General features: G+C 62.9%; 18 protein-coding genes. 5 read left to right on the top strand and 13 right to left on the bottom strand.

The features are described 5' to 3' along the window. Positions 1 to 10: 10 nt before the first annotated feature. Both NU688_RS08980 and NU688_RS08975 read right to left on the bottom strand, forming a co-directional pair. Positions 11 to 1,360 carry a DUF3443 domain-containing protein gene (locus tag NU688_RS08980; RefSeq protein ID WP_257860188.1) on the bottom strand — a complete coding sequence of 450 codons (1,350 nt, stop codon included), beginning with the start codon at positions 1,358 to 1,360 and terminating at the stop codon, positions 11 to 13. A gap of 36 nt (positions 1,361 to 1,396) precedes the next feature. Further along, positions 1,397 to 1,957 carry a DUF2844 domain-containing protein gene (locus tag NU688_RS08975; RefSeq protein WP_257860187.1) on the bottom strand — a complete coding sequence of 187 codons (561 nt, stop codon included), beginning with the start codon at positions 1,955 to 1,957 and terminating at the stop codon, positions 1,397 to 1,399. A 168-nt stretch (positions 1,958 to 2,125) separates the two neighbouring features. On the opposite strand from NU688_RS08975, the gene NU688_RS08970 reads away from it, so the two are divergent. Together NU688_RS08970 and NU688_RS08965 are read left to right on the top strand one after the other, a co-directional pair. Continuing rightward, positions 2,126 to 3,151, top strand: a complete 1,026-nt coding sequence (locus NU688_RS08970) for a class I fructose-bisphosphate aldolase (RefSeq protein ID WP_257860186.1) — start codon at positions 2,126 to 2,128, stop codon at positions 3,149 to 3,151. A gap of 16 nt (positions 3,152 to 3,167) precedes the next feature. Further along, complete coding sequence (locus tag NU688_RS08965) at positions 3,168 to 4,463, top strand: acetyl-CoA hydrolase/transferase family protein (RefSeq protein ID WP_257860185.1); 1,296 nt, start codon at positions 3,168 to 3,170, stop codon at positions 4,461 to 4,463. Positions 4,464 to 4,669: 206 nt separating this feature from the next. On the opposite strand, the gene NU688_RS08960 is transcribed toward NU688_RS08965, so the two are convergent. After that, positions 4,670 to 4,873, bottom strand: a complete 204-nt coding sequence (locus NU688_RS08960; RefSeq protein WP_257860183.1) for a hypothetical protein — start codon at positions 4,871 to 4,873, stop codon at positions 4,670 to 4,672. A gap of 106 nt (positions 4,874 to 4,979) precedes the next feature. On the opposite strand from NU688_RS08960, the gene NU688_RS08955 reads away from it, so the two are divergent. After that, positions 4,980 to 5,522 (top strand): Crp/Fnr family transcriptional regulator, encoded by a 543-nt coding sequence (locus NU688_RS08955; RefSeq protein ID WP_257860182.1) that lies wholly within the window; start codon positions 4,980 to 4,982, stop codon positions 5,520 to 5,522. Then, entirely contained in the window at positions 5,519 to 6,256 is a 738-nt protein-coding gene (locus NU688_RS08950) for a Crp/Fnr family transcriptional regulator (RefSeq protein ID WP_257860181.1), read from the top strand. Before NU688_RS08955 ends, NU688_RS08950 begins: the two co-directional genes overlap by 4 nt. 40 nt (positions 6,257 to 6,296) lie before the next feature. Here NU688_RS08950 and NU688_RS08945 read toward each other — a convergent pair whose 3' ends face one another. From NU688_RS08945 to NU688_RS08900, 10 genes are all read right to left on the bottom strand, one after another. Further along, positions 6,297 to 7,058, bottom strand: a complete 762-nt coding sequence (locus NU688_RS08945; protein ID WP_257860180.1) for a winged helix-turn-helix domain-containing protein — start codon at positions 7,056 to 7,058, stop codon at positions 6,297 to 6,299. A gap of 521 nt (positions 7,059 to 7,579) precedes the next feature. Next, entirely contained in the window at positions 7,580 to 8,158 is a 579-nt protein-coding gene (locus tag NU688_RS08940) for a hypothetical protein (RefSeq protein ID WP_257860178.1), read from the bottom strand. A 126-nt stretch (positions 8,159 to 8,284) separates the two neighbouring features. Then, positions 8,285 to 9,361 (bottom strand): fimbrial protein, encoded by a 1,077-nt coding sequence (locus tag NU688_RS08935; RefSeq protein WP_257860177.1) that lies wholly within the window; start codon positions 9,359 to 9,361, stop codon positions 8,285 to 8,287. Next, positions 9,358 to 11,976, bottom strand: a complete 2,619-nt coding sequence (locus tag NU688_RS08930) for a fimbria/pilus outer membrane usher protein (protein ID WP_257860176.1) — start codon at positions 11,974 to 11,976, stop codon at positions 9,358 to 9,360. Before NU688_RS08930 ends, NU688_RS08935 begins: the two co-directional genes overlap by 4 nt. A gap of 20 nt (positions 11,977 to 11,996) precedes the next feature. After that, positions 11,997 to 12,782 (bottom strand): molecular chaperone, encoded by a 786-nt coding sequence (locus NU688_RS08925; protein WP_257860175.1) that lies wholly within the window; start codon positions 12,780 to 12,782, stop codon positions 11,997 to 11,999. A 195-nt stretch (positions 12,783 to 12,977) separates the two neighbouring features. Next, positions 12,978 to 13,511, bottom strand: coding sequence for a fimbrial protein (locus NU688_RS08920; RefSeq protein WP_257860174.1), 534 nt, complete (start codon positions 13,509 to 13,511; stop codon positions 12,978 to 12,980). 471 nt (positions 13,512 to 13,982) lie between these two features. After that, complete coding sequence (gene msrA, locus NU688_RS08915; RefSeq protein WP_257860173.1) at positions 13,983 to 14,684, bottom strand: peptide-methionine (S)-S-oxide reductase MsrA; 702 nt, start codon at positions 14,682 to 14,684, stop codon at positions 13,983 to 13,985. A 93-nt stretch (positions 14,685 to 14,777) separates the two neighbouring features. Further along, positions 14,778 to 15,029: a pentapeptide MXKDX repeat protein gene (locus NU688_RS08910; protein WP_257860172.1), complete on the bottom strand. Its 252-nt coding sequence runs from the start codon at positions 15,027 to 15,029 to the stop codon at positions 14,778 to 14,780. An 80-nt stretch (positions 15,030 to 15,109) separates the two neighbouring features. Next, positions 15,110 to 15,901 (bottom strand): molybdopterin-binding protein, encoded by a 792-nt coding sequence (locus NU688_RS08905; RefSeq protein WP_206173619.1) that lies wholly within the window; start codon positions 15,899 to 15,901, stop codon positions 15,110 to 15,112. A gap of 1 nt (position 15,902) precedes the next feature. Continuing rightward, positions 15,903 to 16,547 (bottom strand): cytochrome b/b6 domain-containing protein, encoded by a 645-nt coding sequence (locus NU688_RS08900; protein ID WP_257860171.1) that lies wholly within the window; start codon positions 16,545 to 16,547, stop codon positions 15,903 to 15,905. Between the two features lie 97 nt (positions 16,548 to 16,644). Here NU688_RS08900 and NU688_RS08895 point away from each other — a divergent pair, with 97 nt between their 5' ends. Continuing rightward, a complete protein-coding gene (locus tag NU688_RS08895) occupies positions 16,645 to 17,373 on the top strand; it encodes a response regulator transcription factor (RefSeq protein ID WP_257860170.1) in 729 nt (242 codons plus the stop codon). The last annotated feature ends 51 nt before the right edge of the window (positions 17,374 to 17,424 follow it).

The following is a 17,424-nucleotide window of genomic DNA, read 5'->3' as shown; positions in this document are numbered from 1 at the left end:
AGGGGCCGTCTCAGCGAGGCGCCAACGCGGTGAACGGCCCTGGCTGGCCCAGTGCGGACTGCCCCTCGTTGAGCACGGCGACCAGCTTGCCGTAGAAGAACGGAAGACCGAAATCGATGGCACTGGTGGCGTTCGTCGCGACGGCGATGTTGTCGACGGCCACCATGCCCGGATTGTTCGTGAACAGCGATTGGGCACTCGCGACGGCAAAGCTCTGGTCCGAAGCGGAGCCTGCGGCTGTGGCAAAGCTGGCACTCAGGGCCAACGGGTTTGCCGGGCAATAGAAGCCCTTCAGGGCGCCGTCCTTCGAGCACTGGGCGATCGTCGAATCGTTCAGGAAGAAAAAATTCGATCCGCTGTCCAGAAAGCTGTCGGGAAAGCTCGCGTTCTTGTAGCTTGCTGAGACGCGCAGCGTTCGCCGGTCCGTCTTCAGCACCGTCGCCCCGGTCATCGCATTGTTGGCTTGCGTGCCGACGCCGAAATACAGCGTTCCGACCGTGACGCCCTGGCCGGCCGAGGAGATCGCGGGCAGGCTGAGCACCACCCCGTTGTTGTCCTGCGCGAAATTGGCAACGATGTTCTGGGCTTGCATCGCGATGGGAACCGCCGTGCTCTGGCACTGGCCGCCCGAGGGGCAGGCGTAGTAGGTGGCCGAAACGGCGCTCTGTGCACATGCGGCGCCGCAGTCCTGCAGGAAGGAGGCCACGCCGATCACGCCGTTCGTGCCGAGTTCGGCGGGCGTGTTCTCGGCATCGAGCGTGCCGTTGTCCGTGCACGCGGCCGGCACGGTGCCCGCCGACGGGTCGCCCACGATCTGCAGCGGTTGCGATGCCGCCGACTTCGGCCCCAGCGTGACATCGGCCACGCGCATCGTTCCCCATGTGTAGCCGTCGAGGAACTGCTGGCATGCGTCCAGCGGCGTGCCGTTCACCGTTTCCTGCGGCAGCGCAGCCCGCAGCGACGCGCCGAGCGCGGCGGAGGCGATCCGTATGCCGGTGGAGCCGGTATCCAGCAGGACGTTGTCGATCGTCTGGCAGGTGCTTGTCCCCGGCGCGCAGATCTGCACGCTGACCTGCGGAAGATTGATCGCGTTCGAGTCCGTTCCGCCGGACACCGTGAGGGCCATCGAATTCAGCGAGTTCGCGGCCGGCGCCGAAGTCGACGCCGGACCGGCGGGACTGGCTGGACTGGCGGAAGGCAGCAATGCGATCGGCAAGGCAGCACTGCCTCCGCCGCCTCCACCACCCCCGCAGGCAACGAGTCCCAGCAGGGTTCCCGCGCACAGTGCGATGGCCGCCGCTGTGCGCATCAAGGTTGTGGAGCCGGCAACGCGCCGGTTGCTGGCTTGTGGTTGTTCCATCGGCATGGGGTGTCGCAGAAGAAAAGCGTCGTCGTGTCAGGAGCCCGGCGCGATGGACAGCGCGCTCGGGTCGGTGCCGGGGGGCAGCATCCGGGGCAGCCAGGCAACGCCCACCGAGGAGCGCTGGTGCGTGCTGGCCTGCACAGCGAATGTCTCGCCCATTTGCGAGGTGCTGCCGTGAGCGCCCCTGCCTTGCCGGCGCAGCGCACGGGCGTCGCGGGACATTTGCGTGGCGTATGGCGTACCCAGCAGCACCGACAGTTCCGGACGGTGCGGGCCGCGCCACGCCACCGCGAACACGGTGCCATCGGCGCCCAGGTATTCGCGTTCGACCAGGCCATCGGGCAGCGTGACTTCGCGGGTGCTCCAGCCGGTCGAGGTTTCCGTCACCGCGTTGCCGGCCGTCGGAGCGGCAGCCTTGCGCGATTCGGCGGCAACCCGCTGGGTAAGCCCGAGGGTGGGGGCTCCGCCCAACTCCGCGAACGCCGGGGCCGCGCCGGACACGGCGACGGCAAGCGCCAGGCCGCGCAGAAGGGCCGATCCGTTGGCACGGTGCGCATGGCGTTTGAGTGACGCGTTGTGAGACCCGCTGTTCATCCTGGTTTCCTTTCCGTCCCGGCTCGCGGAGGTTACTGCGCACCGGTGTCCGTTTGGCAAAGACCCGGGGCGCCGCATTGGCAGGCATGCCAAGTCGGCTGGCGATCAGGTAGCGTTGGTACACGCGTCCTCCGTGGGGCGTAGGATGCCCGCCAGAAAGGTGCCCCAATGACTGCACAGACACTGATCGATACCGCACAGGCGCTGGTCGCCGGCGACAAGGGCCTGCTCGCGATGGACGAGAGCAACGCCACCTGCAACAAGCGCTTCGCCGCGCTGAACATCCCGCAGACCGAGAGCGCGCGGCGCGACTGGCGCGAGCTGATCGTCACCGCGCCCGGCCTGGGCGACAGCATCAGCGGCGCGATCCTCTTCGACGAAACCATCCGCCAGACAACCAACGCCGGAAAGCCCTTCGCCAAGGCACTGGCCGACGCGGGAATCATCCCCGGCATCAAGGTCGACATGGGCGCGAAGGCGCTGGCCGGCCATCCCGGCGAGACGGTCACCGAAGGGCTCGATGGCCTGCGCGAGCGGCTGGCCGAGTATGTCGGCATGGGCGCCCGCTTCGCGAAGTGGCGCGGGGTGATCGCCATCGGCGATGGCCTGCCTACGCGGGCCTGTATCGACGTCAACGCCCATGCGCTCGCACGCTATGCGGCGCTGTGCCAGGAGGCCGGCGTGGTGCCGATCGTCGAGCCCGAGGTGCTGATGGATGGCGGCCATTCGCTGGCGCGGTGCGCGGAAGTGACCGAAGAAGTTCTGCGCGAGGTGTTCGTTCAACTGAACGCACAGGGCGTGTTGCTCGAAGGCATGCTGCTCAAGCCGAACATGGTGCTGCCGGGGCAGGGCAGCCAGACGCAGGACAGCGTCGAAGCGGTGGCCGATGCGACGGTGGCTTGCCTCTTGCGCACGGTGCCTGCCGTGGTGCCCGGCGTGGCGTTCCTCTCGGGTGGGCAATCGGCGCAACTGGCGTCCGCGCGGCTCAACGCAATGAACGTGAAGTTCAAGTCGCGCATGCCCTGGGCGCTGACCTTTTCGTTCTCGCGCGCGGTGCAGCAGCCGGCGCTCGATCTCTGGAAGGGCCAGGCCGCCAATGTCGCAGAGGCGCAGCAGGCGCTCGTGTTCCGCACGAACTGCAACAAGGCCGCGCGCGGCGGCAGCTACGACGCACAGGCCGACGCGCCGCGATAGAGAAGAGAAAGAGCGAATGACCGTCCAGGACCTGTACGCGCAGAAGCGCGTTTCCGCCGCCGATGCCGTGCGCCTGGTGCGCAACGGCGACCTCATCATCGTGCCGACCGGCGTCGGCGAGCCGCCGTCGTTGCTCACGGCCTTGTCGGAGCAGCGCCGCGACTTCCGCGACGTCAAGGTTGCGCAGATCCTCGCGATGCGCAAGTACGCCTACATCGACCCCGAGACCGTGGACCATGTGCGTCACGTCGCGCTGTTCTTCGGTGGCGCCACGCGCGCGGGTGGGCAGGAGGGGTGGATCGATTTCATCCCCAACTACTTCTCTGAGATTCCCGTGCAGATCGAGCGCGGCCAGATTCCCGCCGAGGTGGTCTTCAGCATGGCCTCGCCGATGGACGCGCACGGCTACTTCGCCGTGAGCCTGGGCGCCGACTACACGATGGCCGCCATCGCCAAGGCGCGTGCGGTCGTGCTCGAGGTGAACCCGAACGTGCCCTTCGCCCACGGCAACTGCCATGTGCACATCTCGCAGGTGGCGGCGTTCGTCGAAAGCGATGCGCCGGTCATGGAAGTCGGCCTGCCGAAGATCGGCCCGGTGCAGGAGGCCATCGGCAAGCATGTGGCCGACCTGATCGACGACGGCTCGACGCTGCAGATCGGCTATGGCGGCATTCCCGATGCGGTGGTGATGCAGCTCACGCACAAGCATGACCTGGGCATTCACACCGAGATGATCGGCGACGGCATCCTGAAGCTGATCGAGAGCGGGGCTGTGACCAACCGCCGCAAGAACTACCTGCCGGGCAAGACCATCGCCACCTTTGCGCTGGGGTCGGGCAAGCTGTACCGCTTCATGGACCGCAATCCGTCGCTGGAGATGCATCCGGTGAACTTCACCAACGACCCGGCGCTGGCCGGGCTCAACGACAACCTCATCGCGATCAACGCCACGATGCAGATCGACCTGCTGGGCCAGTGCGGCTCCGAGAGCCTCGGGCATGCGCCGTACTCGGGCACGGGCGGGCAGTCGGACTTCGTGCGCGCGGCCAACCGCTCGCGCGGCGGCAAGGCCTTCATCGTGCTGCCTTCGACGGCCAAGGGCGACACCATCTCGCGCATCGTGCCCTCGCTCTCGCCCGGCACGCATGTGAGCACGAGCAAGAACGACATCAATTACGTGGTCACCGAATACGGCGTGGCGCAGTTGCGCGGCAAGTCGGCGAAGCAGCGGGCGCAGGAACTGATTGCGATCGCGCACCCGGATTTCCGGGCGGAGCTGACGGAGCAGGCCAGGCGATCGAGGTTGTTGTAAGCGGGCGCCGGCGGACTCAAGTGGGGCCAGCGCGCGCTGGTCTCGGTGGTGCCTTTCGGTGCGGTGACGCACTGGGTCTGCGATGCGCGGCGGCCACAGGAGGCGCGGCGATGGATGCCAGGTCCGCGCGAGGGGTTGTTCAATGCCCTGTTGGACAATTCGTAGGCGCGGATCCTTGCCGCCACGAAAAAATTCGAATCGCTGGGTCACCGGCCGATCTGCGCCAGGCGCATGCGCCATGCCCAGCGCCCCAAAATCACAGTTGACGCGAAGAACAGCACGGTTGCGCCCTGCAAAGAAGAGAGAAATCGAGTGGCTACCACCAGCAGTTCCACCCCGAGCGACAAAGACCTGATGGCGCTCACGCTGGGAAAAATGCAGGGCTTTTCGTCGTGGTCGTCCACAAGCATGAGCTTGCTCCTGGCGTCCTCCAGGTTGTGCTGGCATCGGCGCGGGGATTCGTTGTCGGCGTTGGCGAAGGCGCCCGAAATCCTTGTCATCGTGACGGGGCATGTCATGCAGTTCGAGACCTCGCCCAACGGCATCCGGTTGCGCTGGGCGCTTCGTGGACCGCGCCAGATCCTCGGCTTTTCCAGCATGCTTTCCATCGAAGAGAGCCGCCGTGAGTACGTTGCGAACGATGACGTCGTTGCCATTCACATGGCGGGCGACTCGCTCTTCGGCCTGCTGGACGGCGACCCCATGCGATGGAAAGACATGGGGCGCATGCTGATGCAGCAAGAGCGTGAGCAGATAGACATGGTGCTCGGCCAGATCGTCGGAGGGCTCAGATGGCGGCTCGCCAGCACCATCAGACAACTTGCCGCTCTTCATGGCATTCAGGCCAACAAGGAAAGTGCCATTCACTTGCGATTGACGCAAAAGGATTTGGCAGGCCTGTTGCGCGTCAGCCGCCAATCCATCAACAAGGAATTGACTTCCTGGGAGGCCATTGGCGTCATCAAGCTGAGGCTCAATGCGGTCGTGATCCTGGATGAATCCGCACTGAAAAAAATGGCCCATCCATATCCTTCATCCGGCAGAAAAGAAGTGGTATGACCGAAAAAATAAAAAACACCCCTGGCGATCTTGTTCTGATGGAGAACTTTCTGCGGATGAATCGGGCCTTTTCGCCGTGGTCTCGCGAGGCCATGAATCGACTGCTGGCTTTCTCGCAAATAGGCCGGCATGCCGCCGGCTTTGTCTTATCAACCGATTTGTGCGCGGCAGGGGAGAGTTTTCTCGTTATTTCGGGAGAGGTCATGGTCTCCCATATATCTCGGGATGGAGAGCAATTCAACATGATGATGATGGGTTGCGGAGTCTTTGTGGGAATTGCCCAGATATTTGGTGGAACCAGCCATACTGTACTTGCCCTCGCGGCGCATTCTGCCGTCATGGCAATTCATATGCCAACGTCCTTGATTGTGGAATTGATGGACCGCGAGCCGGCACTCTGGAAAGAAATGGTGCTCATGATGACGCACCAAAGCGCAATTCAAGTGAGCATAGTGAGCACACAGATCGCAGGTTCGCTGCAGCAACGTGCCGCAGCCACCATCGAGAGGCTGGCTGCACTCTATGGAACCTGTGCCAGAGGCGAGTCTGCAATTCGCCTGCAGGTATCACAGGCAACTTTGGCCACGATGCTGCAGGCCAATCGTCAGGCTGTACACAGAGTCCTCAAGGCCATTGCGGCCTCCGGCGCGATCAGCCTGGAATACAAAACCATTGCGATACGAGACCTTGATGCACTGAAGCGCTACGCGGTCGAAGCGGAGTGTGGCGCCTGACGCTTATTGCGCGTGAGGTTCATCCTGCGACGTGATTTATTTAAATTCCGTCCTCGGAATCCAATGAATTTAATTCGTAACCTCGTCCATAGATCGACCTCAAGATGAGCCCCTTGTCGGCATCAATGTGCATTTTTTTTCTCACATTGGAAATGCAGACGTCAAGCTTTCTCGATTTTGTGGAGCAAGGTGACTCTCCCCAAAATTGCGCGTAGAGTTTTTCTCTGGTCAATACAGAATTGATATTCTGAAAAAACTCGAGCGAAAGATCGAACTCCAATGGCTTCAGGTGGATTTTTTCCTCCCCTACCCAGGCCGTGCGCCTCTTCAGGTCGAAGCTGTATTTGCCAAAATTGAAAAAACCAATACTGGCAGAAGCCTCGACTGCCTGGTGCTTTAAAAAATGCAGCCGCCAACTCAGTTCGTGCCTGGTGCAAGACTCATGAATTACATCAACTCTGTTGGATTCGGAAAAAAATTTCTCCAATACCGACAGGGCCGGGAAATTTTCTTTGGCGGTGACCAGCAGCATCGGCGATTTATATTTCTCCATTGCAGCCTGTATTTGCGAATGAATGAATTCGTCCTGCGACGCGATGATCATGCATCCAAATTCCAGGGGATCGAATTGATCGACGATCAGGTCGTGCGGAGAGTCGAACGCCAGCGATGCATAGCCCAAAACATCCAATTGCTGACGAAAAGAATTTCTTCTGGGTAAATTGCTGTCCACCAAAGCAACGAGAAATACCTGCTCCTTGTCAGATGGTGCGTTTGATTTTCTGAAGGGCCTTGCAATCATGAGCTTCCATGCTTTAAATTTCTCGGGAATTCTTTTGCCTCATTTTTTTGAAAAATCAATGAGAGGCGATGATTTGATTTGCATGCGAGACGACGTCCGATGAAGAACGCCTGGCGGCGTCTCAACGCGTCATCTCGTCGCGGCGGCCTCCATCAGCCTCCGGGTTCCTCCTCCAACATCGATGGGCGGAATGAAATCTAATTTCCTACATGCAGGCGCATCCCTCTAGATGTCAAGAATGCGACTTTCTCGAAGAAATTCCTGTGTTGTCCGCTAACGATTCGCACACGTTTGCGCGTGGAGCGCTTTCGGCAAGGTGCCGCGACCTCGCTCGCGATCGGGGCCACCAGATCGCGGAAGCTGCGGCGCAATGTGCGGCAGATCCGCGCAAGGAGAACACCCGGCACTCACCCGCACCGTGAGGCCTTCGGCTCACAAAGCGGGTGGGGCGGTGGCCAATGGAAGTCCAGGGTCAGAGATCGGCGGACTCCAACATTCGGACGCTTCTTCACTTCTTGCCTTCAAGTCGTGACGTTGGTCATCGAGCGTTGAAGGCTGATTCCGGGAGCAAGCCCAGCCAGTTCAACGCGAACGACCACGTGAATCTGGCCGTCGGTGCCTGGTGCCGTGCTCACATAGGTTTTCCCGTCGGGGCCCGGACGCTTTCCGCGCAGCGAGGATGCGCGGGCACGTCGCATTGCACGACGCTGCTTCCATGGCTCTGGCGGCGAGGCATTTTGTCGGCCTTCGAGATGTGGATTTCTCGATTCGGTGAAGAGGATCTTCTCGCGCGGTGTCGGAATTTCCTTGCCTGCCGAAGATTCTTCGAGTGAAGGCTGCGTGCAGGCTTTGGATGCGAGGTTTCGAAACCGCTCAGGCTGCCGTATCGCAAACCCCTCGCGCGCAACATCGACTTTGGCGCGGGAGTAGAGCCTTGTTGTTTTGCTTTGAGGGCAGTAGTAGAGGCGAAGCCAAGGAAAAAGATGCATCCAGTTGCGGCGGGGAATGCGCACCAAGACGCCTGAGCTGCGCGAAAGATCGGGGGTCAGAACTTGTTTGATTGCAGAGAAAAATTCGCCTAGATAGGAGCCAGTTCGCATAGGGCTAGTCAAAGATATTCGGATTCTCAAAAGGAACGAAGGGCAGCATGTCCAATGCCGGACTCTTTGGGCCTGGCGTCTGGTCCTTGTCTGTTCCCTTCTTTTGCATGCGAGTGGGCGGCTCCACTATTTGTAGTTGATCGTGAAAGTCGCCGTGCTGTTGGCGCTGCCCGTTGTGACCGATGGGCCCGTCTGGATGTAGCGGGCGGTGTAGCGAAGATCGAAGACACCGTCCTTGGAGACTCCCGCGAACGAACCGCTCCCGCCGAACTCCACCAGCACGTCATTCCAGTCACGAACCTGGATGCCGACGCCTGTTGCATTGCCCACACCGGGTGTCAGTTTCAGCAAACCAGGAACTCCAGCCACTGCGCTGTTGGAGTCCATGCGCAGATACACCTGATTCAACGGACTGCCCACGCCAGCATTGCAATTGAGCCGGATGTTGAAAGGCGTGGCCGGCGAGGTGCTGTTGATGCCCTTGAACGAACTCCTGGGCTGCTTGCCCAGCGGGACGTTGACGGTCTTGCTGCCTGTATCGACCGTGCAGGTCGGGGTGACGATGGTGATTGCGTCACCGAGCACCTGGGTGGTCAGTACCGAGGTGGAGGATCCGTCGCCCGTGTAGGTGCTGTAGATACCCTCGGCCAAGCGGCCGCTTCCTGTGACCCGTGCGATTTTCTTCAGCCTCACGACGAATTTCAGATCGCTTTGGAAGAAGCCCACCGTGTCGAACTCCGGGCCACGAAAGGGAATCGTATGGGGGTAGGAGATGAAAACTCCACCGCGATTGCGAGAGAGCTGGATCGCGATGCCCTCAACGTTGGTCGTGAACCAGTTGTCCGAGTCAATTTGCGTCCCTCCCGAGAGAACCCTCCCGAGCAACGAGCCACCGCCTGGGCAAGTGAACGGCGGCACATCGGTTTGGGGATTGACTGGGAACATGTACCCGTCGGTCGGACTGTTGGATGGATAGATCGTGCCCACCGGGTCGTTCGGGCTGATGAAGACGCGTCCGACTGTCATCTGCAGGGGAGCGAGGTTGGTGGTCTTGAATTCGGGGTGGGGGCTGCATGCCGCCATCGCGTCGGGTGTGCCTGCAAGCAGCAGGCCGAGCGCGGCAATCGCCAGGCCTGCAGGATGCTTCAGGCACCCGGCTCGGGAAGTGGCCATGGTTGCGGTCATGTGTTCGGTGTTTTTCACTGGCATGTTTCCTTCAACTCGCGGATCGGCGCGGGAGTGTCTTGCGGCGTGAGTCGATAGCGCACCGCACACTGCGCAGCGTCGCCATGCCCCCAGGTCACCTTGAGCGTGCCGGCCTCGCCCGCACCGGTCACGAAGGCCAGGCCATCGGGGCCGACGATGCCCACCTCCTGGCCGCCTTCGTTCTCGATGCGCGAACCGAAGGGAAGCGGCTGGCCGTCCTTGCCGGTGAGCGTCAACATGAGGCGGTAGCCGATCGAGGTCTCGAACAGGGCCCGCACCACGGCGCCGCGGGTCGGCACCACTTCCAGCGCACCGTTCTTCACGTCCACCGTGTCGCCCAGGTCCTGTGTTTTCAATGCCAGGCGGTTGATGCGGTACGAGGTCACGTTGGAGATCACGGCGTTGCCTGCGCCATCGGTGCGAACGCCGGGCTGCGACTCGAAGCCCACGCCCTCCGCCTTGGGCGCCTGCACGAGCGCGATCGTTTCGCCCAGCGGCTGCGACAGGGTGATGCCACCGCCGTGAATCAGCATGCCGCCGGACATGCCGAAGGTGCTCTGGCCATAGCCTCGGCCCTGCGAGTGGCCGATGTCGAAGCGGCCGACCTGCGACAGGTAGCTCGCGCTCGCACTGCCGCTGCTGCCACCACCCTGGTTCGCGGCACTGGCTGTCATGTTGTAAGTCAGGCGGCTGTCGTCGAAGGCCGAGCCGTAGACGCTGGCCTGCTGGTTGACGCGGCCGGCGCTGTCGCGGGTGACGGAGTACATCGCACTGGCGTGCGTGTCGCCCAGCGGAATGCTCAGCGTGAACATCACCTGGCGCACCGCAGGGCGGTTCAGGTTCGTGGTGTGGTTGTAGAAGACGCTGTAGCCGAATTGCTTGTAGCTGCCCGAATAGCCGACCTGCACCAGCCGGTCTTTTGCGCTCATGCCCCAGTAGCTCTGCTGACGTGCGGAAGCGAACACGTTACCCAGGCTGCCGATCTGCTGCGAGACCTCGAAGCGCACTTCGTTGCGGCGGCTGTTGAACGACTCGAAGGGCCGCAGGTCCTGCATCTGCACCGCTTCCTGGAAGGTGCGGTAGCCGCTGGTCGAGTAGCGGTAGCCCGCCACGCGGAAGTTGGTGCCCGAGGTGAGAAACGACTTCGAATAGAGGAAGCGCACCGACTGGCCGTCATAGGTCTTCTGGCCGTTGGCGGGCGTGCGGTCGGTGGTGCGCGCGCTCGACAGGTCGAACGACACCGCACCGAAATCGCGCAGGTTCTTGCCCACGCCCGCGAGCAGCGACTGGTACATGTTCGCCATCAGCACGCCGCCATAGACCGAGAACTCGTTGCCCAGCCCGCGTGCGAGCGTCGCCTGCATGAAGACCGGCTGCGAGAGCGAGGGCTGCAGTATCTGCACCACGTCGCCACCGCCGTGGAGGCTGTTGCGGTACTTGCCGACGGTGGCGGAATAGCGCCAGGTGCCTTCGCGCAACAGCGTGGGGACAGCCGAGAAGGCCTGCGTGTACTTGGTCTGGCGGCCGTCGGCTTCCACGATGGTCACTTCCAGGTCGCCGCTGGAAGAGGTCGGATACAGGTCGTCAATGACGAACGCGCCCGGCGCCACGAAGGTGCTGTAGATGACGTAGCCGTTCTGGCGCACCGTGACGCGCGCATTGGTCTGCGCCACGCCGCGGATGGTGGGTGCGTAGCCCTGCTGACTGTCGGGCAGCATCGCTTCGTCGGAAGAGAGCTGCACGCCGCGGTACGGCAGGCTGTCGAAGAAGTTGCCGGGCGTGTTGCCGTCGCCGATCTGGAGGCGTCCGTTGATCGAGGCCAGGTCGCGCTGCGCGTAGGTGTTGATGCCCTGCCAGCGGCTCTTGCCGTCGATGCCGCGGTTGTAGGTCGAGAAATGGCGGAAGCGCCAGTCGCCATAGTTGAAGCCAGCGCGCAGACCCGCGAACAGGGTATTGCGTTGCAAGGTCTTGTTGCGTTCGGCGAAGGGGTTGCCGTCGAACACGTTCTGCGGCTGCGCGAAGGGGTTGGCGTCGTTGCGGTAGTTGTCCCCGCTGTAGCGCGCGAAGTTGAGCTGGTAGTCCAGCATCGCGGCAGTGATGCCCCTGTCCCATTTCCCGGGGTCGACCGCCCCGCGCGCCGAGCGCTTGAGCGCCGCCTGCGGGATGCTCACGAACAGGCGCTGTTTGCCGGCATCGTAGGAGAAGGCCGCATCGGGAATGATCGTGACCAGGTCGACGCAAGCGTCGTCCGCAGCCTCCGCCAGCGCGGGAAACACCGCCGTGTTGACGCCCCAATCGTCGAGCATCCGGCGTGTGAGGCAGGGTGCCGCGTCGTTCTTGCCCTCCTTGTCGGCGAAGCGGATCTCGGTCTGCCCGGCGCCACGCTCGTTGAGCGACACGTCGACCATGTACTTACCCGGCAGCACGCGATTGCCAAAGGAGAACAGCGAAAGGTCGGCATGCGGCTGATCACCGCCGATGCCGAGGAATTCCTTGTTGAAACTGGAGCCGGCCAACCGCTCCTGCGCATGGCCTGGAGCGCCCATCGCGCCCAGCAAGGCGGCGCACAGCGTCAGTCGGAACGGAGCACGAAGAGCAGAGGAGCGGCGCATGGCGGCGTGTCTCCGGCGTCTCAGCGCTTGTCGCCGTCGGCGGAAGGTGCAGGCTGGGGAACCAGTTCGGCCTTCACGGCGACGGGCTCGGCGCCCGCCGGAACCTGCACGCGCTCTTCAGGCGTCTCGCCGCCGTAGTCGTTGAGCGTGGTGAAGTTGACCTGGACAGCCTGCGGCGCCTTCACTGCAGTCAGTGGATAACTCATCTCGCCGAACGGCGGCACCATGTCGGCGTTGATCAACTGCTGGCCGTTGTCGATGTTCAGCCCGGTAAAGGTCACGTGGTAGGCCGTCGGGTTGCCGACCTTGAGCACGGCGCCCTGGCCCTCGGCGCCCGCGCTCACCGCCCACTTGAGTTGGCCGCGCGACTCCATCGATTTGCCCGCGAGCTTCGAGGGTCGGTAGAACAGCTTGATGCGGCTGCGTACCGCGATCTGCAGCACGTTCTCTTCGCTCGACTTCTCGGGAATCTCCTTGACGTTGAGCCAGAACACCGACTCTCGGTCGGCCGGCAACTCGCCGGCCACGCGCAGGATGCGCAGGATGTTTTCCTTGCCCGGGTCCAGCCGCGACAGCGGCGGCGTGACGAGCAGGGGAGCCTTGTTCTTGCTTTCGCCAACGTCGATCCAGGCCTGGACCACATAGGGCGAGGTGCCGGTGTTCTTCACCGGAATGGAGGCTTCGCGGTCCTTCTCGCCCAGAATCACGCGGGTGCCGCCGAGCATCACGCCCGCGCTGGCCGGCCACTGGAGGCAAAGCATCAGCACCATGCCGAAGGCCCACCGAAAGCTGTTCTTGCTGTACATAAAGGGTCCTTGACGTACGGAGCCGCACGAGCCGGAGCACGTGTCCACGCACAGTCGAGAGAAAGCGAAAGGGGAAAAAAAGGCCTGACGAAACCGCGCAAGCGAGGCCTCGGGACGACGTCAGGCCTTGGCGGGCATCACGCGGGACTGAATGCTCAAAAAGCCTCAGTCGGCCGCAGATGCCGCCAGCACTGCTTACTTGTAGTTGACCGTGAACAGGGCGGTCGCGTCACCGCGGCCGGTGGTCACTTTGGCGGCCGTGGAGATATAGGCGGCCTCGAACTTCAGTGCATTGGCGCCTTCAGCCAGGACGTACACCGGCGACTCTGCATTGGCTGCAAACGACTTGGAGCCGGAGTCTCGGAGTTCGATGGCCACGCCTTCGGCAAACGAACCGGCAGCCATGCCGGCGTCGATGCGCAGTTGCCCGGCTGCATTGGCGGGGCCGGTGAAGGTCACGCTCGCGCCCTTGGAGGCCGCGGGGCAATTCAGCAGTTCGATGTTGAACTTGGCCGGCGTGGCCTTCTTGCCCACACCGCCGTCGAGCACCGTGCGCGAAACCTTGCCGAGCGGCACAGTCAGGTTCTGGCTGTTGGGCGAGATCGAGCAAGGGGCGTCAACAATTTCACCCTCGAATTTAATGGTGCCGTCGGCAGCAAAAGCGCCTTGCGACAACACACCGGCCACGGCCAGCGCCGCGAACTTAACAACAAATACGCTCTTTTTCATTTACGTTCCCTGGATTAATAGACAGATTGCTACCTGCACTTTGCAAGTAGAGGCGCAGTCTAGTTATCCGAAAACGCGGAAACAATGGCGATTACTTGATATCAATAATTAACAATCATCGCTAACATTTGGAGGTGAATTTCTGTGAAATCGGCCCAGGAATTGAGGGGATATGCGAATTGGCCGTTCGATGTATTGAGTGATTTACAGGTCGCGCAATTTGTCGAGCGCACCCAAAACGAGCATCCGGGTGGATAGCAGCGGGCGGCCGGCCTCGGGCCAGGCGCAGCCCGATGAGGAAACCGTAGAAAGCCGATGCGTTGCCCAAGGGAACGAAGGTGCTCGAAATCTCCGCAGCGGCTGTGCGGAAGCGGCCTGCTGTTGCGGGCCGTGTACGGGCAGGGCTATCGGGTCGTATGGGTGCGGGCTCGCACCAGCGCGATGCGGAGAGGCCGCACCACGCTAGGTTGACTATCCGGCCTTCGCGCCGCGCACCAGCGACGGCGTCGCCTTGTAGCTCTCGGGGAACAGCTTCTTCAGGTCGTCGATCTTGGGCATGTCGTTGATCGCGATGTAGGGCTGGCTCGGGTTGAGCGTGAGGTAGTCCTGGTGGTAGTCCTCGGCCGCGTAGAAAGGCTTGGCCGTCTCGATGGTGGTCGCGAGCGGCTTGCCGAAGGTCTTGGCCTGGTTCAACTGCGCGATGTATTCCTTGGCGATGCGGGCCTGCTCGGCGTTTTCAGCGAACACGGTGGAGCGGTATTGCGTGCCGGTGTCGGGACCCTGGCGATTCAATTCGGTCGGGTCGTGCGCCACCGAGAAATAGATCTGCAGCAGCTTGCCGTAGCTCACCTGTGTGGGGTCGTAGGTGATGCGCACCGATTCGGCATGGCCGGTGCGGCCCGAGCCCACTTCGTCGTAACGCGCGGTCTTCGCATCGCCGCCGGCATAGCCCGACACCGCGTTGCTCACGCCCTTGACGCGCTGGAAAACGCCCTGAACGCCCCAGAAGCAGCCGCCCGCGAACACGGCGGTTTCGGTTTTCGCGGTGGCCGGTGCGACCAGGTCGGCGGTGGGGGCGGGCACGCGCTTGGCCGGTTCGGCGAAGGAGGGCACCGCGTACCAGACGAAGGCCGCGGCAGCCAGTGCGCCAGCGGTGAGTGCGAGGGATTTCATGGGTTGTCCTTCAGAGGAGGTTTGCGCGTGGAAGCGCGAAGCCGATGGCGGCGACATTGCCGCCGAATCCACCGGTCGTCAATGGCGCGTGCCTTACTTCTTCATCTCGTCCTTGCCCATGCTGTCCTTCTTCATGGCGTCCTTGGACATCGAGTCCTTGGCCATCGAATCCTTCTTCATGCCGTCTTTGGCCATGGAGTCCTTGGCCATCGAGTCTTTCTTCATGCCGTCCTTCGACATCGAATCCTTGGCCATGCCGTCTTTCGCCATTTCATCCGCGGCGAAGGCCGAGGCGCCAGCGAAGGCCATGCAGGTTGCGAGCAGGGTTGCGGTGAGCTTGTTCATTGGAAGTCCTTGAGTTGAGGTTGAGTTGAGGTTTTTGCTTTCGCGCTTTTCATCGGCAGTTCAGGCGTCGTGAAGACGCCTCAGCTCCCTCCGAACCAGTTGTAGCCCTGGTCTTCCCAGTAGCCACCTGTGTAGGTGTTGGTGACGAACATCGCCTTGATGTGCTTGGGGTTCTTGTAGCCAAGCTTGGTCGGCATGCGCAGCTTCATCGGGAAGCCGTACTTCGGCGGCAGCGGCTGCCCGTCGTAGGTGAGCGTGAGCAGCGTCTGCGGATGCAGCGCGGTGGGCATGTCGATGCTGGTGTAGTAGTCGTCGGCGCACTTGAAGCCGACGTACTTGGCGGTGGTGTCCGCGCCGATGTGGCGGAGGAAATCAGCAAAGCGCACGCCGCCCCATTTGCCGATGGCGCTCCAGCCTTCCACGCAGATGTGCCGCGTGACCTGGTCGTGCTGCGGCATCGCGCGCAGCTCGGGCAGCGTCCAGCTGCGCTTGTCGGCGACCATGCCGGTCACTTCGAGCTTGTAGGTGGCTTCGTCGACCTCGCGGATCTCGTCCTCGCCGTAGTAGGCGTTGAACGGAAACGGCCGCGTGATCATCGACTCGGGGAAGGTCTCCGCGAGCTGCGTCGGGCTGAAGATCAGGCCCTGCACCTTGTCGTTGAAGCGCGAGATCTTCGAGAGCGCGGCTTCGACATGGCTGTCGTCGCTGATGCTGCAGCCCGTGAGCAGCGAGAGACCGCCCAGCGTGAGCGAGCGCTGCAGGAAGGCGCGGCGCGCGGGCTGGTCGAGGTTCTTCGCGATCAGCGTGCGGGCTTCGCGCACCACGGCATCGCCATCGACGCCGGTCATCTTGGGGGCTTTGAAGATTCTCATGTCAGGCTTTGGGCGCACGGCCGCGGATCATCGTGAGGAGGGAGCGGGGCACGAGGGCCACCATCACCAGGTGCAAGGCGACGAAAGCAACCAGCGACGCCATGCCGAAGAAGTGGATGCGGCGCGCAAACTCGTAGCCACCGAGCAGGTCGCGCAGCACGGCGAACTGCACCGACTTCCACAGCACCAGGCCCGAGAGCACGATGACCACGATGTCGACCATCACGAACAGGTAGGCCAGGCGCTGCACGCTGTTGTAGCGGCGCGGGTCGGCATGCGAGAGCTTGCCCTTGAGCGCTGCGAGCGCGTCGTGCCAGATGCCGGCCGGTGTGACCGGGAAGAACTTCGCGGCGAGGCGACCGCTGGCAATGTTGATCGCCAGATAGACGAAGCCGTTGAACACCAGCAGCCACATCGCCGCGAAGTGCCATTGCAGCGCACCGCCGAGCCAGCCGCCGAGCGTGATCCCATTCGGAAAGCTGAACGGAAAGAACGGCGCCGCGTTGTAGATGCGCAAGCCGCTGGTCACCAGCACCAGCACGGCCAGGGCGTTGAGCCAGTGCGTGATGCGCATCCACAGCGGGTGGATGGGACGGGCATCCGGGCCGGCGCTGGCCGTGTGGGCGGGGAGGGCTGTGCTGTTCATGGGGTGGATTCTTGGGCGCACCCCATGGCCGATTCATCACGCAAAGTTCAATTAATCGTGATAACTCGGGAATCCGTATCGCGGGACAATCGGCGGCATGGACACCCCCAAACGCGTGCTGATCGTCGAGGACGACGCCCACATCGCCGAACTGCTGCGCATGCACCTGCGCGACGAAGGCTATGCGATCGAACACGCCGCCGACGGCCATGCGGGCCTGCGCGAACTGGAACGCGGCAACTGGGATGCGCTGGTGCTCGACCTGATGCTGCCCGGCGTCGACGGCCTCGAGATCTGCCGCCGCGCGCGGGCCATGGCGCGCTACACGCCGATCATCATCATCAGTGCCCGCTCGAGCGAAGTGCACCGCATCCTCGGCCTGGAGCTGGGCGCCGACGACTACCTGGCCAAGCCCTTCTCGGTGCTGGAACTGGTGGCGCGCGTGAAGGCGCTGATGCGGCGCACCGATGCGCTGGCGCGCAATGCGCGCATGGAGTCGGGCAGCCTCACGCTCGGCAACCTCGACATCGAGCCGCTGGCGCGCGAGGTGCGCGTGGACGGCAAGCTCATCGAGCTCACACCGCGCGAGTTCGACCTGCTGTACTTCTTTGCGCGCAACCCCGGCAAGGTGTTCTCGCGGCTCGATTTGCTCAACCAGGTGTGGGGCTACCAGCACGACGGGTACGAGCACACGGTCAACACGCACATCAACCGGATGCGCACCAAGGTCGAGGCCGATCCGGCGGAGCCGCGGCGCATCCTTACCGTGTGGGGGCGGGGCTACAAGCTTTCGCCGACGGGCACGGGCGACGAGGGGGGCGCATGAGCGCCGCGCCGGGCCGCCCCAAGCAAGCTCGCTCCCGCCTGGCGGGAAGGC

The organism is Variovorax sp. ZS18.2.2, assembly GCF_024701975.1.
Taxonomy (GTDB): domain Bacteria; phylum Pseudomonadota; class Gammaproteobacteria; order Burkholderiales; family Burkholderiaceae_C; genus Variovorax.
Note: the sequence above shows the minus strand (reverse complement) of the source record. Positions and strands in the feature narration are given on the sequence as shown.

Excerpts from the sequence above, each read along its gene's own strand:
- NU688_RS08950 (WP_257860181.1), top strand. The coding sequence starts at position 5,519 with ATGACCGAAAAAATAAAAAACACCCCTGGCGATCTTGTTCTGATGGAG.
- NU688_RS08960 (WP_257860183.1), bottom strand. The coding sequence starts at position 4,873 with ATGCTTGTGGACGACCACGACGAAAAGCCCTGCATTTTTCCCAGCGTG.
- NU688_RS08905 (WP_206173619.1), bottom strand. The coding sequence starts at position 15,901 with ATGAGAATCTTCAAAGCCCCCAAGATGACCGGCGTCGATGGCGATGCC.
- NU688_RS08975 (WP_257860187.1), bottom strand. The coding sequence starts at position 1,957 with ATGAACAGCGGGTCTCACAACGCGTCACTCAAACGCCATGCGCACCGT.
- NU688_RS08920 (WP_257860174.1), bottom strand. The coding sequence starts at position 13,511 with ATGAAAAAGAGCGTATTTGTTGTTAAGTTCGCGGCGCTGGCCGTGGCC.
- NU688_RS08930 (WP_257860176.1), bottom strand. The coding sequence starts at position 11,976 with ATGCGCCGCTCCTCTGCTCTTCGTGCTCCGTTCCGACTGACGCTGTGC.
- NU688_RS08940 (WP_257860178.1), bottom strand. The coding sequence starts at position 8,158 with ATGCGAACTGGCTCCTATCTAGGCGAATTTTTCTCTGCAATCAAACAA.
- NU688_RS08925 (WP_257860175.1), bottom strand. The coding sequence starts at position 12,782 with ATGTACAGCAAGAACAGCTTTCGGTGGGCCTTCGGCATGGTGCTGATG.
- msrA (WP_257860173.1), bottom strand. The coding sequence starts at position 14,684 with ATGAAATCCCTCGCACTCACCGCTGGCGCACTGGCTGCCGCGGCCTTC.
- NU688_RS08965 (WP_257860185.1), top strand. The coding sequence starts at position 3,168 with ATGACCGTCCAGGACCTGTACGCGCAGAAGCGCGTTTCCGCCGCCGAT.
- NU688_RS08970 (WP_257860186.1), top strand. The coding sequence starts at position 2,126 with ATGACTGCACAGACACTGATCGATACCGCACAGGCGCTGGTCGCCGGC.
- NU688_RS08980 (WP_257860188.1), bottom strand. The coding sequence starts at position 1,360 with ATGGAACAACCACAAGCCAGCAACCGGCGCGTTGCCGGCTCCACAACC.
- NU688_RS08900 (WP_257860171.1), bottom strand. The coding sequence starts at position 16,547 with ATGAACAGCACAGCCCTCCCCGCCCACACGGCCAGCGCCGGCCCGGAT.
- NU688_RS08895 (WP_257860170.1), top strand. The coding sequence starts at position 16,645 with ATGGACACCCCCAAACGCGTGCTGATCGTCGAGGACGACGCCCACATC.
- NU688_RS08955 (WP_257860182.1), top strand. The coding sequence starts at position 4,980 with ATGCAGTTCGAGACCTCGCCCAACGGCATCCGGTTGCGCTGGGCGCTT.
- NU688_RS08910 (WP_257860172.1), bottom strand. The coding sequence starts at position 15,029 with ATGAACAAGCTCACCGCAACCCTGCTCGCAACCTGCATGGCCTTCGCT.
- NU688_RS08945 (WP_257860180.1), bottom strand. The coding sequence starts at position 7,058 with ATGATTGCAAGGCCCTTCAGAAAATCAAACGCACCATCTGACAAGGAG.